This is a genomic window from Stenotrophomonas sp. 14P6.2.3 (genome assembly GCF_057799055.1).
The window spans coordinates 68,748-82,773 of record NZ_JBYOLA010000018.1; the positions used below are offsets into that span (position 1 = coordinate 68,748).

Below are 14,026 nucleotides of genomic sequence, written 5' to 3' on the forward strand. Positions count from 1 at the left end.
AAAGCAAGCCATATCAATATCTTGGCGAAGCCGCGACGCCGATTGTCGCGGCAGCCACAGATACAACGACGCCGGCAGATCCCCCGATCTGCCGGCGTCGTCTGGCCCTTCCCTGGCCACCCTGATCGGATCCGCAGCCCCGGTAGAGCCGGCCGCTGGCCGGCTGCCACGCAGCGCCCGGAGCATCGTGTGGTTGCCGGCCAGCGGCCGGCCCTACCGGATCACGCGGCGCGTTCGCTGCGCTCGCCGTGGAACTGCTCTTCCTCGGTCGAGCCGGTCAGCGCGGTGGTCGAGGACTGCCCCTGCTGAATCGCCTGGGTAACCGCATCGAAGTAGCCGGTGCCGACCTCGCGCTGGTGCTTGACCGCGGTGAAGCCTCGCTCGGCCGCTTCAAACTCGGCTTCCTGCAATTCCACGAAGGCGCTCATCTGCCGGCGCGCATAGCCGTGGGCCAGGTTGAACATGCCGTAGTTCAGCGCGTGGAAACCAGCCAGGGTGATGAACTGGAACTTGTAGCCGTAGCTGCCCAGCTCCTTCTGGAACTTGGCGATGGTGGCGTCGTCCAGGTTCTTCTTCCAGTTGAAGCTGGGCGAGCAGTTGTAGGCCAGCAGCTTGCCCGGGAACTTCGCATGGATCGCCTCGGCGAATTTCCGCGCGAATTCCAGGTCCGGCTTGCCGGTCTCGCACCACACCAGATCGGCATAGGGCGCGTACGCCAGGCCACGGCTGATGGCCTGGTCCAAGCCGTTGCGGGTCTTGTAGAAGCCTTCCACGGTGCGCTCGCCGGTAGCGAACGGCGTGTCGTTGCCATCGATGTCGCTGGTCAGCAGATCAGCAGCCTCGGCGTCGGTACGCGCCACCAGCAGGGTCGGCACACCCAGCACGTCGGCGGCCAGTCGCGCGGCGTTGAGCTTCTCGATCGCCTCGCGGGTCGGCACCAGCACCTTGCCGCCCATGTGCCCGCACTTCTTCACCGAAGCCAGCTGGTCTTCGAAGTGCACGCCGGCCGCACCGGCTTCGATCATCGCCTTCATCAGTTCGAAGGCGTTGAGCACGCCGCCGAAACCGGCTTCGGCATCGGCCACGATCGGCTGCAGGAAGTCGATGTCATCCTTGCCTTCGGCATGGTGCAGCTGGTCGGCGCGCAGCAGCGTGTTGTTGATGCGCTTGACCACCGCCGGCACCGAATCGGCCGGATACAGCGACTGGTCCGGGTACATCTGCCCGGCCAGGTTGGCATCGGCCGCCACCTGCCAACCGGACAGGTAGATCGCCTTCAGCCCGGCCTTCACCTGCTGCATGGCCTGGTTGCCGGTCAGCGCGCCGAGCGCATTGACGAAGTCGCGCTCATGCAGCGATTTCCACAGCTTTTCCGCACCCAGCCGGGCCAGCGAATGCTCGATATGGACGGTGCCGCGCAGGCGCACCACGTCGGCGGCGCTGTAGTTGCGCTGGATGCCTTCCCAGCGCGGATTGGTGTCCCAGTCGTGCTGGATCTGTTCGGCAGTGGGCAGCGTGCTCATGTCTATCTCCAGTTCGGTTCGTGCGGATGCAGCGGGGAAGGAAGCGGCGAGGAAAGTGGCGTGCAGCGATCAGTCGATGCGCGCGTACGCCGGCAGGGTCAGGAAATCGGTCAGTTCGTTGCTGCGGCTCAGCTCGGCCAGCAGGGTGATGGCTTCTTCGATGCGGCCGCCACCGGGCAGCGCCGAGGTATCGCCAAGGCGCGCGGGCAGCTGCGCCAGGGTGGTATCGAGCAGTGCCAGATCAATCGCGGTGCCGTCGTCCAGCTGCTGGCCCGGCGTGTGCAGCCACTGCCACAGCTGGCTGCGGCTGATCTCGGCGGTCGCTGCGTCCTCCATCAGGTGGTGGATCGGCACGCAGCCGTTGCCGTCCAGCCACGCGGCCAGGTAGCGCACGCAGACTTCGACATTGCCTTCGAAGCCGGCGCGGGTGATCGTGCCCGGCGGACGCGCAATCAGTTCATCGCGGCCCACGCGCACGTCCTGGCGCAGCACGTGGTGCTGGTTGGGCGTGGGCATGTGTTCGTCGAAGATCGCCATCGCCACCGGAATCAGCGCGGGGTGCGCGACCCACGTGCCATCGTGCCCGGCGGTCACTTCGCGCAGCTTGTCGGCACGCACCCGCGCCATCGCCTGCTCGTTGGCGGCGGCATCGTTGTTGATCGGAATCTGCGCGGCCATGCCACCCATCGCATGTGCGCCGCGGCGATGGCAGGTCTGGATCAGCAGTTCCGAATACGCCTTCAGGAACGGCTGGGTCATGGTCACCTGGCCGCGCTCGGGCAGCACGCGGTCAGCGTGGCGGCGGAAGGTCTTCAGGTACGAGAAGATGTAATCCCAGCGTCCGCAGTTGAGGCCGACGATGCGATCGCGCAGGGCGTGCAGGATCTCGTCCATCTCGAACACTGCCGGCAGCGTTTCGATCAGCACGGTCACCTTGATCTGCCCGTGCGGCAGGCCGAGCATGCCTTCGATGTGCGACAGCGCGGTCTCCCACAACGCCGCCTCTTCCATGCTCTGCAGCTTGGGCAGGTAGAAGTACGGGCCACGATCCCTGGACTGCAGCGCGCGCGCATTGTGGAAGGCGAACACCGCCGCATCGAACAGGCCGCCGGCGAGGAACTGGCCATCGACGCGCACATGCTTTTCGTCCAGGTGCCAGCCGCGCGGACGCACGATCAGCACCGCCTGCTCGTCGTAGGGGCGCAGCGCGTAATGCTTGCCCGCCTTGCCGTTGGATGCCGGTGCGGTGTACTGCAGGTCGCCGCGCACCGCCGCAGCCAGCGACTGCTGACCGGCCAGCAGGTTGCGCCAGGTCGGCGAGGTCGAATCCTCGAAGTCGGCCATGAACACCTTGGCGCCGGAGTTCAGCGCGTTGATGACCATCTTCGGGTCGGTCGGCCCGGTGATCTCGACGCGGCGGTCCTGCAGCGCGGCCGGCAGCGGCGCCACGGTCCAGTCACCGCTGCGGATCGCGGTGGTGTCCTGGCGGAAGTCCGGCAAGCCGCCCTGGTCGAAGAATGCCTGGCGCTCGCGGCGGGCCTGCAGCCGCGCCTGCCGGCCGGGTTCCACTGCCCGGTGCAGGGACACCAGCAGGGCCAGCAAGGGCGCCGGCAGCACGGTGGCCTGGCCCGCCACCTGGGTCGCCAGGGCGATGCCCGGCGTGGCCTTGGCAGCGGTGGAAGGAACAGCGGAAGCGACGGCGGACATGTGAGGACTCCAGCGTGGGGGAACGACTCCACCGTGCGGCCGCAGCCCTGTATTTGGCAAAACAGTTTTTGCAATGCTTTACATAACTTGTGCTAATACTTGTGACGCCATGACCACGCGCACCTCGCCAAGTCCCCGTTTTTCCTACAAATCCGATCGGCTGAAGCCGCTGCGCGCGTTCTGTCAGACCGTGCGTCTAGGCTCGGTCTCACGGGCCGCTGAGGCGCTTTTCGTCAGCCAACCGGCCATCAGCCTGCAGTTGCAGGCGCTGGAGCGTGAGTTGGGGGTGCCGCTGTTCGAGCGTAGCGGCCGGCGCCTGGTGCCCAGCCGCGAGGGCCAGCTGCTGTATGAAATGGCGCAGCCGCTGGTGGAAAGCCTGGACGGCCTGGAAGCGCGCTTCCGCGACAAGGTGCGCGGGCTGGACGCGGGCGAGCTGAACATCGCCGCCAACAGCTCGACCATCCTGTACCTGCTGCCGAAGATCGTCGAACGCTTCCGCCAGCACTACCCCGACGTTCGCCTGACCCTGCACAACGCCATCAGTGCCGACGGGACCGACCTGCTGCGCGAGGATGCCGCCGACCTGGCGATCGGCTCGATGACCGATGTGCCGGCCGACCTCAGCTACGCCCCGGCCTACCGTTTCGAACAGGTGCTGATCGCCCCGCATGACCATCCGCTGGCAAGCGGTGGCGAGCTGGAACTGGCCGACATCGCCCGGTACCCGCTGGTGCTGCCGCCGAAGCGGCAGATCACTTACCGGCTGGTGGACCAGGTGTTCCAGCGCCACCGCATCGCCTACACGGTTGCGCTGGAAGTGGGCGGCTGGGAAGTGATCAAGCAGTACGTGGCGATGGGCATGGGCATTTCCATCGTGCCGGCGCTGTGCCTGAACGATGCCGACCACGAGCGGTTGGCCGCACGCTCGATGAAGCGTTGGTTCCCGGAGCGGAGTTATGGGGTGATCGTGCGCCGCGGCAAGGCGCTGTCGGCGCAGGCGCGGGCATTTGTCGAGCTGATCCAGCCGGAGTTGTTCAGTCCGCGCGATTACGACCAGAGCGGGCATTCGGAGCGGTGAGGGTTTGCCGGCAGGGCTGCGCCCTGCACCTGCAGAAGCAACGGCAACGGCAAGGGCAACGGCAACGGCAAGGGCAACGGCAACATCAACGGCAACAGCGGGGATTCCGTGGGATGGCGGGGTGGGTCCGGTTGCGGGGGACGCCGTGAACCCGTCCCTGGGGGCTTGGCCGCGGCATCCATGCCGCGGACACCCCCGCAACCGGACCCACCCCGCCTTAGACAGGTTCCGGCTGCTGTCGGAACGGCGTTTTCTGTGCTGCTGTTGGTGGGTGTCGACCTTGGTCGACACGGTAGATCCACGCCATGCGTGGATGGGGACTCGTGGGGTCGGGCTGGATAGACTGCACGCATGTCCATCGAACTGCGCCATCTGCGTTACTTCCTTGCTGTCGCCGATACCTTGCACTTCGGCCAGGCGGCCGAGCGGTTGGGGATGTCGCAGCCGCCGCTCAGCCAGCAGATCCGGCAGCTGGAGGAGCTGATCGGTGCGCGGTTGTTCGTGCGCAGCCATCGACGTGTGCAGCTGACGGCTGCGGGGGAACTGCTGCAGGAACGTGCGCGCGGCATCGTGCAGCAGGTGGAATCGGCGGTGGATGAAGTGCAGCGCGCGCAGCGTGGCGAGCAGGGTGAGCTGCGTATCGGCCTGACCCGGGCTACGCCGTTGTCGCCGCAGATTCCGCGTTCGATCCTGCAGTACCGTCAGCAGTATCCGCAGGTGCGGTTGCAGCTGAGCGAGATGAATACCCTGCAGCAGATCGATGCGCTGCTCGATGGCTCGCTGGACGTGGGCATCATCCGCAAGCGCACGCTGCCGGCCGAGCTGGTGGCGCACAGCCTGTTCGTCGATCCACTGGCGTTGATCGTGCATGCCGGCCACCCTGCCCTGCGCCGACTGTCGAAAGGCGGCACGCTGGCGTTGCGTGATCTGGCGCAGGAACCATTCGTGGCATTCCGCCGCAGCGCCGGGGCGGGCATCCATGACCACATGATCGCGCTGTGTGCGGCGGCGGGCTTCACTCCACGCATCGTGCAGGAGGCCGGTGAGGCGTCGACGCTGATCAGCCTGGCTGCAGCGGGACTGGGTGCGGCGATCCTGCCTTCGTCGTGCGACCACATCCGGGTGGAAGGTGCGCGCTTCGTGCCGCTGGCCGACGCCGGCGCGCATTCGGAAGTGCAGCTGGCGTGGCGCCGCGAGGGTGTGACACCGTTGATCCGCAATTTCGCCGGGCTGCTGCGCGAGGCGTTTGCCGAAGAGTGAGGTGCATCGCACCCGGTAGTGGCCAACCTTGGTTGGCCCAGGGGCACAACGCCGACCAAGGTCGGCATCTACCGGACAGGATCAGGCCGTCACCGGCTGCGGGGCGCGCTGCTGCAGCGCCCAGACGATCCCACCGCCGATCAGGGTCAGCAGCGCGGCGAACGCGCACACGCCCAGCCAGTCCCACGCGGCATAGGCCAGGCCGCCCACGCCGCCCAGCACGCTCGAACCCAGGTAATAGGCGAACAGGTACAACGCTGAAGCTTCCGCACGCATCGAACCGGCGCGGCTGCCGACCCAGCTGCTGGCCACCGAATGGCCACCGAAGAAGCCGAACGTCACCAGCGCGATGCCCACCGCCATCGCCGACAGCCACGGCATCGCCAGCAGCACGATGCCGGCGGCGATCAGGCCGAAGGAGATCGACAGGATGCGGCCGCGCCCATAGCGCGTCGCCTGCTGGCCCATCCACGCCGAACTGAAGGTACCGACGAGGTACACGCTGAAGATCAACCCGACCACGGTCTGGCTGAGGTGGTACGGCGGCGCCAGCAGGTGGTAACCGAGGTAGTTGTAGAGGGTGACGAACACGCCCATCAGCACGAACGAGGTGGCGAACAACCACGGCAGGCCAGGATCGGCGAACAACGTGCGCCAGCGCGCGGGCAACTGGCGCAGGCCACTACGGCTCGCCTGGAAGTGGCGCGACGGCGGCAGCTGCAGCCACAGCAGCACGGTGCTGGCCACGGCGATGATCGAGACCACGCCGATGCCCCAGCGCCAGCCCCAATGGTCGGCGATGATGCCGGCCAGCAGGCGCCCACTCATGCCACCGATGGCATTGCCGCCGATGTACAGGCCCATCGCCAGGCCCAGCGCGCGGCTGTCCATCTCTTCCACCAGATAGGTCATCGCCACCGCTGGTACGCCGCTCAGCGCCAGCCCCAGCAGGGTGCGCAGCACCAGCAGGGTGGACCAGTCATCGACCAGTGCCGTGCACAGCGACAACGTGGCCGAGGCCAGCAATGCAACGATCATCAGCGGGCGCCTGCCGACCGCATCGGACAGCAGGCCGGCCAGCAGCATGGCCACGGCCAGGGTGCCGGTGGTCAGCGACAGCGACATCGCGCTGCCCGCAGCGGACACGCCGAAGTGGCGGCTGAACTCGGGCAGCAGCGGCTGCACCGTGTACAGCAGGCCGAAGGTCGAAAAGCCGGCCAGGAACAGTGCCAGCGCGGTGCGGCGGAAGGCCGGCGTTCCCTGCTGGATGCGGGTGTCGGCGGCAGCGTGGTCAGTACGGGGACGGTCGGCGAGGGCCGCCGGAGTTTCGCCAGTCATGGGGGCGGTGGGCCGTGGGGGCGGCCGGAATGGAGGGGACGGGCCTCAGACTAGGCCCGTCCATCCAGTCGATCCATAACCTGATAGGTCAGGATTGATACTTCCGGCATATCGATTCAGCTTACAACCGCTGCCACTCGAAGCCGTCGCCACGGCGGTAATAGACCGCCACTGCACGGCCGTAGATCTTGTCCGCATCGACGAAGCCGAAGAAGCGGCCATCAAAGCTGTTGCCGCGATGGTCGCCCAGCACCAGCACCTTGCCGGCGGGCACCTGCAGATCGGCGATGTCCGGGCCACCGCCCCTGTCCAGGTCGAGGCTGGCGCGGCGCTCACCGAAGGCTTCGGTGTCGGCCAGGTCAGCGATCTGCAGCGGCTGGCCGTTGATGCTCAGGTGGCCATCGTGCAGTTGCACGTGGTCGCCGGCCACGGCGGCGACGCGCTTGATCAGGCGGGTGCCGTCGGCCGGTGAATCGAACACGGCCACCTCACCACGCTGCGGCGTGCCGGTAGCCAGCAGTTCCTTGCTGGTGAACGGCAGGCGCAGGCCATAAGCGCGCATGTCCACCACCACCCGGTCACCCGGTTGCAGCGTCGGCTGCATCGAGCCGCTGGGCACGACGTAGTGGTTGGCGAGGGTATCGCGGGCGGCGGCGAGGAGGCCCAGCATCACCAGCAGGGGCAGCGCTTCTTTCTTCAGCCAGGCAAGCGTGCGCTGCGAAAACGCGGGGCGGGCAACAGCATCCATGACAGGCTCCGGGTGGGTGGTATCAGCATCAGACCACATCCGGCCCGCAGAGGTTCCCGCGCCCGCATCCTGTAGAGCCGAGCCCATGCTCGGCTGCCGTTCCGTAGCGTCGAGCAAGCCGAGCATGGGCTCGGCGCTACAGGAGGGGTTACGCAGGTTTTACGCCCAGGCCCGGCACGGGGCATCGCACCTTTACGGCCACCACGCGCATCGTGTGCCTACCGCGCCGCAGGGCGCTTTCCGCAAGGTGTTGTATGACCCTCCTGGTGATCCGGCATGCGTCGCCGTCGGTGCCGCGTCCGATGCTGCCGGCCGAGTTGTCCGGCCATCCGGTGCTGTGCACCGACTGCGCCAGCCTGGCCGATGTGCGCCAGTGCCTGTGCCAGCCGCAGGCGCGCAGCGCGGACTGGGTGCTGCTTGATGTCGGCGTGGCCGACGAGGCGCAATGGTGTGCCGAGGGCGGCGCGTTGCAGGCGGCATTGGACGGTCTGCCGGCGGAGTACATCGAACTGCAGTCACCACATCAGCCCGGTCTGGAAGCGCGCCTGCGCCTGCAGCATGGCCCGGCCGCCGTGGTGGTCGACCAGCGCAGCCAGCAGGCGGGTTATCCGCTGTCGTTGGCCATCGTCGGCCGCCGCCTGGCACGGGAGGGCTGAGCCATGTCGATCTTCATCATCCGTGGCCCGGAAGCGGCTGGCGCGCTGATCCGTACCGCCGCGCCGCTGCCGGCGCCGGTACTTAAATCACTGGTGCACCGTGCGATCGATGCGGGCACCAGCGTGGCGATCCGCGCCTGCGGTTCGGAACAGGAACTGCTGGACGCACTGCGCGTGGCCGACCACAGCCGTGGCGAGGTGACGCTGCTCGATCCGGGCGCATGTGCCGACAGCCTGCGCCTGCAGCGGCTGCTGCCGTACCTGCACAACGCGTACGTGGAAGTGCATGACGACGGTGCGGTGGCCGAGCCGTGCCTGCCGGCGGGTGTGGGTCAGCGATTGGGGATCGCGGCCGGGTATGGGGCGCAGAGCTATGTGCTGGCGCTGGACATCGCGCTGGATCACCTGGGGTTGGCCGAGCAGGCGAACCGGGTGCACGTAGGGACCTGATGGCCGGGCTGCGCCCGGCACCCGGTAGTGCCGGCCGCTGGCCGGCAACCTCAACAGCAACAGCAGAGGCTGGATTTCCGTGGGATGGCGGGGTGGATCCGGTTGCGGGGGACGCTGCAAGTACGTCCCTGTAAGCTCGGTCGCGCCATCCATGGCGCTCACGCCCCCGCAACCGGACCCACCCCGCCTTCGACAGATTTCCGCGAACTGTCGGAATGGCATGGCCTGCTCTTGGTAGGTGTCGACCTTGGTCGACACATGGATCCACGCCATGCGTGGATGAGCGACAAACTGCGGAATCCGTCGATGGCATCGACGCAAAGAAAAACGGCGGGGTTGCCCCCGCCGTTTTTTCTTTCGTACTTCAGGCCGCGCTTACTTCAGCCCGCGGAACTTCAGCAGCGGTTCCACCGACGGGTCCTTGCCGCGGAAATCGCGGTACAGGGTCGACAGCTCCACGCTGTTGCCGCGCGAAAGGATCTTGTCGCGGAATTCCTGGCCGTTGGCGGCGGTCAGGCCACCGTGTTCGGTGAACCACTGGTAGGCGTCATGGTCCAGCACTTCCGCCCAGAAGTAGGCGTAGTAGCCGGCCGAATAGCCGCCACCCCAGATGTGGTCGAAGTAGGTGGTGCGGTAACGCGGCGGCACCTGCGGCAGGTCGACCTTGAACTTTTTCAGCGCGCTGGCTTCGAAGGCGCCGACATCCTGCAGCGGGGCATCGGCCTTCTGCGTGTGCCAGGCCAGGTCGAGCAGCGCGGCCGACAGGTACTCGGTGGTCGCATAGCCCTGGTTGAAGCTGCGCGCCTTGAGGATCTTGTCGACCAGTTCCTGCGGCATCGCTTCGCCGGTCTTGTAGTGCTTGGCGTAGTTGGCGAACACCTTCGGGTCCAGCGCCCAGTGTTCGTTGAACTGCGACGGGAACTCGACGAAGTCGCGCGAGGTGGCGGTGCCGGCGATCGACGGGTACTTCACGTTCGAGAACATGCCGTGCAGTGCATGGCCGAACTCATGGAACAGGGTGGTGACGTCGTCGAAGCTGATCAGCGCAGGCTGGCCAGCGGCCGGCTTGGTGAAGTTGCAGACGTTGTAGACCACCGGCTTGGCACCGGTCAGGCCGTCCTGTTCGACGAACACGTCCATCCAGGCGCCACCGGACTTGCTGTCACGCTTGAAGTAGTCGGTGTAGAACAGGGCCAGCGAGGTGCCGTCCTTGTCGAACACTTCGTACACCTTCATGTCCGGGTTGTAGGTCGGAATGTCGGTACGCGGCTTGAAGGTGATGCCGTACAGCTGGGTGGCGGCGTAGAAGACGCCGTTCTGCAGCACGTTGTCCAGCTCGAAGTACGGCTTGATCTGCGACTCGTCCAGATCGTACTTGGCCTTGCGCACCTGCTCGGCGTAGAAGTCCCAATCCGAGGCAGCCACCTGGAAACCACCCTTCTGGGCGTCGATCACCTTCTGGATCTCGCCGGCCTCGGCACGCGCCTTGGCGGTGGCGGCCGGCACGGTGTCGGTCAGCAGCTTCAGCGCGGCCGCCGGGGTCTTGGCCATCTGGTCGCCCAGCTGGTAGTCGGCGAAGGTGTCGAAGCCGAGCAGCTTGGCCTTCTGCGCACGCAGCTGGGCCAGGCGCTGCACGGTCTGCCGGGTGTCATTGGCATCGCCGCGCTCGGCACGGGTTTCCGAAGCCTTCAGCACGGCCGCACGCTGGTCGCGGTCGGTCAGCGAGCCGAGCACCGGCTGCTGGGTGGTGTTCTGCAGCGGCAGCAGGAACTTGCCGTCCAGCTTGCGGTCCTTGGCGGCGGCGGCGGCATTGTTGACCGCATCGTCGTCCAGGCCGGCCAGCTTGGCCTTGTCGTCCACCACCACCGCGGCAGCGGCGGTTGCAGCCACCAGACGGGTGTGGAACTGCGTGGACAGCGTGGTTTCTTCCACGTTGAGCTTGCGCAGGCTTGCCTTGTCAGCATCGGACAGCTGTGCGCCCGAGCGCACCAGACCGTCGTAGTAATGCTCGACCAGGCGCTTCTGCACCGGATCCAGGCCCAGCGTCTCGCGCTGGTCGTACAGCGACTTCACGCGCGCGAACAGCTTCGGATCGAGGTTGATCTCGTCCTGGTGCGCGGCCAGCTTCGGTGCCACTTCTTCCTGGATCTTCTGGCGGGCATCGTTGGTATCGGCCTGGACCAGGCCGAAGAAGATGCGCGACACGCGGGTCAGGGTCTCGCCGCTGCGCTCCATCGCCACGATGGTGTTGTCGAAGGTGGCCGGCTCGGCGCTGTCGGCGATCTTGCGCACGTCGGCCAGATGCAGGCGCATGCCTTCTTCGAAGGCCGGCAGGTAATCGCTGTCCTTGATCTTGTCGAACGGCGGTGCCTGGAACGGCAGGCTGCTGGCGGTCAGCAGCGGGTTGGTGGAGGCTTCGGCCGGCTGCTGGGCCGGTGCATTCTGGGCTTCGGACACGGGGGTGGACTCCTTGCCGGAACAGGCCGCCAGCGCCAGGCTGATGGCGGCGGCCAGGACTACGGTACGCGACATGTAAAACGCTCCTTGGGCAGACGGTACGGGATGGCAGCCGTCCACCCTACTCCTGTCACGGGCGCCCGGCATGTGCCGGACGTGGCGTCTACGCTGCCGGCAGCGATCGGCTCAGACCGTGCCGCGGGTCTTGCCGATCCAGGGCCGGTAGAACTCGCGGATGGTCGCCATGTCGGCGACATCATCGCCGGTCGGCATGAACAGCGGACCGATGCCGATGATCTTCTCCGGGTAATGGAAATAGGCCGCCAGGATCGGCACGTCCGCCATCCGCGCGATCTTCAGGAAGCCGGCCTTCCATTCCTTGACGGCCTTGCGGGTGCCTTCCGGAGTGATCGCGAACCACATCTTCTCGTTGTTGCGCAGCAGGTCCACGGCCTGGCCCACGGTGCCCTGCGGCGAGCTGCGGTCCAGCGGGATCACGCCGAGCCTGTGCAGCAGCGGGCCCAGTGGCCACCAGAACAGCGAGGCCTTGCCCAGCACCTTCACTTTCATGCCCAGTGCGATCTTCGCGGCCATGCCCCACAGCCCGTCCCAGTTGGACGAATGCGGGGCGATGATGAAGACCACTTTCGGCACATCCGGCAGGGTGCCGGTCACTTTCCAGCCGCCCATGCGCAGCGTGCAGCGCGCCAGCCAGCGCAGGAAACGGTTGGGCTTGACCTGTGGCATGTTCGGCGGAATGGCCGGCAGCAACGGCGTCGGGTTGTTCAAGCAATCACTCCCAGTCACGTGATGAGCGCCCGCGCTTGATCTGCGCGCGCCCGCGTTTGGCGTCCAGACGACGCAGTTTCGACCCGAAGGTCGGCTTGGTGGCCTTGCGTGGTTTAGGCACGCTCAGCCCGGCCTGGATGAAGGCCGCCAGCCGCTCGCGCGCATCCTCGCGATTGCGATCCTGGGTCCGGAAACGTTGCGCGTCGATGACAAGCACGCCTTCGCCGGTCATGCGCCGGTCGCGCCGCGCCAGCAGGCGCTCGCGCAACGGTTCGGGCAACGAGGGCGAACCGGCCACGTCGAAACGCAGTTCCACCGCGGTGGACACCTTGTTGACGTTCTGGCCGCCGGCGCCACTGGCACGCACGAAACGCTCGACGATCTCGCCGTCGGGGATTTCAAGCTGCGCGCTGATGGTGACCGGTCCGTTGCCCATCCGCGCATTGTAGCGGCAGCCGCGTTGCCGTGGCTGCCATCGCGCACCGTATGCCGCCGATCAGGCACCGAACACGCCGCCTTCGCCTTTGCCGGGGGTATGCTTGCCGTCCCGTGTACTGCAGGACGCTCCGCATGATCCGCTTCGTTCCCTCCGTGTTGCGCCGCGCAACCCTGCTGCTGGTGCTGGCCGCAGCAAGCGCGCCGGTGCTGGCCGCAGCGCCCACCGATGGCGACATCAACCGCCTGCTGTCGGCCTCGCGTGCGCAGAGCATGATCGACACCATGCTGCCGCAGATCGAATCGATGCAGCAGCAGCAGTTCCAGCAGGTGGCCGCACAGCGCCAGCTCAACGCCCAGCAGCAGGAACAGCTGCAGCGCATCCAGGCCCGTACCAGCCAGACCCTGCGCCAGGCACTGTCGTGGCAGCAGCTGCGGCCGATGTACGTGGACCTGTACAAGAAGACCTTCAGCAAGGAAGACGTGCTGGCCATGGCCGAGTTCTACGAGAGCCCGGCTGGCCAGAGCCTGCTCGACAAGACTCCGGCGCTGATGCAGAACGTGATGGTGGCGATCCAGACACGCATGCAGCCGCTGTTCGCCGATCTGCAGAAGGATCTGGAAGCGATCGTCAACGAGCCTGAAAAAAAATGAGGCGGTAGCGCCGGGCCATGCCCGGCGAGCGCGAAGCGCGGCCGTTTCATCGCAGAAGCCGCCGGGCATGGCCCGGCGCTACCGCTACGGCACCTGCCAGCCGAACAGGTCCAGCGCCTTCTGGAACTCACCGTCGACCGGGGCGCGCACGTCCACCATGCCGCCATCCGGATGCGGGAAGCGCAGCCGCTCCGCATGCAGCAGCATGCGGTGCACGCCCTGCATGCGGAAGTTGCGGTTGTGCCGGCCATCACCATGGCTGGTATCGCCGATCAGGTGATGTGACAGGTGCTTCAGATGCCGGCGGATCTGCCGGAAGCGACCCGTCAGCGGCTGGCAGCGCAGCAGCGCATAGCGCGAACTGGCGAACTCCCCCACCGGCACCGACAGTTCGCCGGCAGCCAGACGCTGGAAATCGGTCACCGCCGGCTTCTTTACCGGCTTGCCCGGGCCACCATCCAAGTCATGATCGACCTGCCAGGCCTCCTCGGCCGGCCAGCCGCGGCAGATCGCCAGATAGTCCTTGCTTACTTCGCCGCCCATCAGCGCCTTGCCCAGCATGCTGGCAGCGTCGCGGTCGAAGGCCAGCAGCAGGCAGCCACTGGTGGCGCGATCCAGGCGATGGACCAGGAAGATCGGCCGACCCAGCTGCTCGCGCAGGCGATCGGCGAGGAAATCATCTTCGCCACGGGCCAGCTTGCTGTCGTGGACCATCAGCCCGGCCGGCTTGTTGACCACGGCCAGGCGTTCATCCAGGTGCAGCAGCTGCAGGGGCGCGGTTTCAATCTCGACCGCAGCGAGGGTGTCGGGTTCGGTGCTCACCGCGCGATTATCCGGATGACACGCTGAATAGGGTAGTGGGGGGGGGGGGGGGGGAGGGGGGGGGGGGGGTGGAGGGGGGGGGGGGGGGGGGGGGGGGGGAGGAGGGAAC

13 protein-coding genes are annotated in these 14,026 nt (G+C 66.9%); 5 read left to right on the forward strand and 8 right to left on the reverse strand.

What is annotated here, in order from left to right; genetic code table 11:
• Positions 1 to 221: 221 nt before the first annotated feature.
• Together aceA and aceB are read right to left on the reverse strand one after the other, a co-directional pair.
• The gene (aceA, locus tag AC27VL_RS14555) at positions 222 to 1,523 is read right to left on the reverse strand and encodes an isocitrate lyase (RefSeq protein ID WP_100554403.1); all 1,302 of its coding nucleotides are present in this window, start codon (positions 1,521 to 1,523) and stop codon (positions 222 to 224) included.
• Positions 1,524 to 1,592: 69 nt separating this feature from the next.
• A complete protein-coding gene (aceB, locus tag AC27VL_RS14560; protein ID WP_205405705.1) occupies positions 1,593 to 3,230 on the reverse strand; it encodes a malate synthase A in 1,638 nt (545 codons plus the stop codon).
• Between the two features lie 109 nt (positions 3,231 to 3,339).
• Between aceB and AC27VL_RS14565 the strand changes: the two genes are divergently transcribed.
• Complete coding sequence (locus AC27VL_RS14565; protein ID WP_099819576.1) at positions 3,340 to 4,308, forward strand: LysR family transcriptional regulator; 969 nt, start codon at positions 3,340 to 3,342, stop codon at positions 4,306 to 4,308.
• Between the two features lie 351 nt (positions 4,309 to 4,659).
• Positions 4,660 to 5,568 (forward strand): LysR family transcriptional regulator, encoded by a 909-nt coding sequence (locus AC27VL_RS14570; RefSeq protein WP_100554401.1) that lies wholly within the window; start codon positions 4,660 to 4,662, stop codon positions 5,566 to 5,568.
• Positions 5,569 to 5,649: 81 nt separating this feature from the next.
• On the opposite strand, the gene AC27VL_RS14575 is transcribed toward AC27VL_RS14570, so the two are convergent.
• Both AC27VL_RS14575 and lepB read right to left on the reverse strand, forming a co-directional pair.
• Positions 5,650 to 6,906, reverse strand: a complete 1,257-nt coding sequence (locus AC27VL_RS14575) for an MFS transporter (RefSeq protein ID WP_346579093.1) — start codon at positions 6,904 to 6,906, stop codon at positions 5,650 to 5,652.
• 121 nt (positions 6,907 to 7,027) lie between these two features.
• The gene (gene lepB, locus AC27VL_RS14580; protein ID WP_488767099.1) at positions 7,028 to 7,654 is read right to left on the reverse strand and encodes a signal peptidase I; all 627 of its coding nucleotides are present in this window, start codon (positions 7,652 to 7,654) and stop codon (positions 7,028 to 7,030) included.
• Between the two features lie 254 nt (positions 7,655 to 7,908).
• Between lepB and AC27VL_RS14585 the strand changes: the two genes are divergently transcribed.
• Together AC27VL_RS14585 and AC27VL_RS14590 are read left to right on the forward strand one after the other, a co-directional pair.
• Complete coding sequence (locus tag AC27VL_RS14585; protein WP_488767101.1) at positions 7,909 to 8,310, forward strand: hypothetical protein; 402 nt, start codon at positions 7,909 to 7,911, stop codon at positions 8,308 to 8,310.
• A 3-nt stretch (positions 8,311 to 8,313) separates the two neighbouring features.
• Positions 8,314 to 8,760 (forward strand): hypothetical protein, encoded by a 447-nt coding sequence (locus AC27VL_RS14590; RefSeq protein WP_025875822.1) that lies wholly within the window; start codon positions 8,314 to 8,316, stop codon positions 8,758 to 8,760.
• A 375-nt stretch (positions 8,761 to 9,135) separates the two neighbouring features.
• Here the strand turns inward: AC27VL_RS14590 and dcp are convergent, their stop codons facing one another.
• The 3 genes from dcp to arfB form a co-directional block, all read right to left on the reverse strand.
• Positions 9,136 to 11,292, reverse strand: coding sequence for a peptidyl-dipeptidase Dcp (gene dcp, locus AC27VL_RS14595; protein ID WP_100554398.1), 2,157 nt, complete (start codon positions 11,290 to 11,292; stop codon positions 9,136 to 9,138).
• A 111-nt stretch (positions 11,293 to 11,403) separates the two neighbouring features.
• Complete coding sequence (locus AC27VL_RS14600) at positions 11,404 to 12,006, reverse strand: lysophospholipid acyltransferase family protein (RefSeq protein WP_100554397.1); 603 nt, start codon at positions 12,004 to 12,006, stop codon at positions 11,404 to 11,406.
• Positions 12,007 to 12,010: 4 nt separating this feature from the next.
• Positions 12,011 to 12,442, reverse strand: a complete 432-nt coding sequence (gene arfB, locus AC27VL_RS14605; RefSeq protein ID WP_089241560.1) for an alternative ribosome rescue aminoacyl-tRNA hydrolase ArfB — start codon at positions 12,440 to 12,442, stop codon at positions 12,011 to 12,013.
• A 134-nt stretch (positions 12,443 to 12,576) separates the two neighbouring features.
• Here arfB and AC27VL_RS14610 point away from each other — a divergent pair, with 134 nt between their 5' ends.
• Positions 12,577 to 13,095 carry a DUF2059 domain-containing protein gene (locus tag AC27VL_RS14610; protein ID WP_100554396.1) on the forward strand — a complete coding sequence of 173 codons (519 nt, stop codon included), beginning with the start codon at positions 12,577 to 12,579 and terminating at the stop codon, positions 13,093 to 13,095.
• 84 nt (positions 13,096 to 13,179) lie between these two features.
• On the opposite strand, the gene AC27VL_RS14615 is transcribed toward AC27VL_RS14610, so the two are convergent.
• A complete protein-coding gene (locus tag AC27VL_RS14615) occupies positions 13,180 to 13,917 on the reverse strand; it encodes a pseudouridine synthase (RefSeq protein ID WP_488767104.1) in 738 nt (245 codons plus the stop codon).
• Between the last annotated feature and the right edge of the window lie 109 nt (positions 13,918 to 14,026).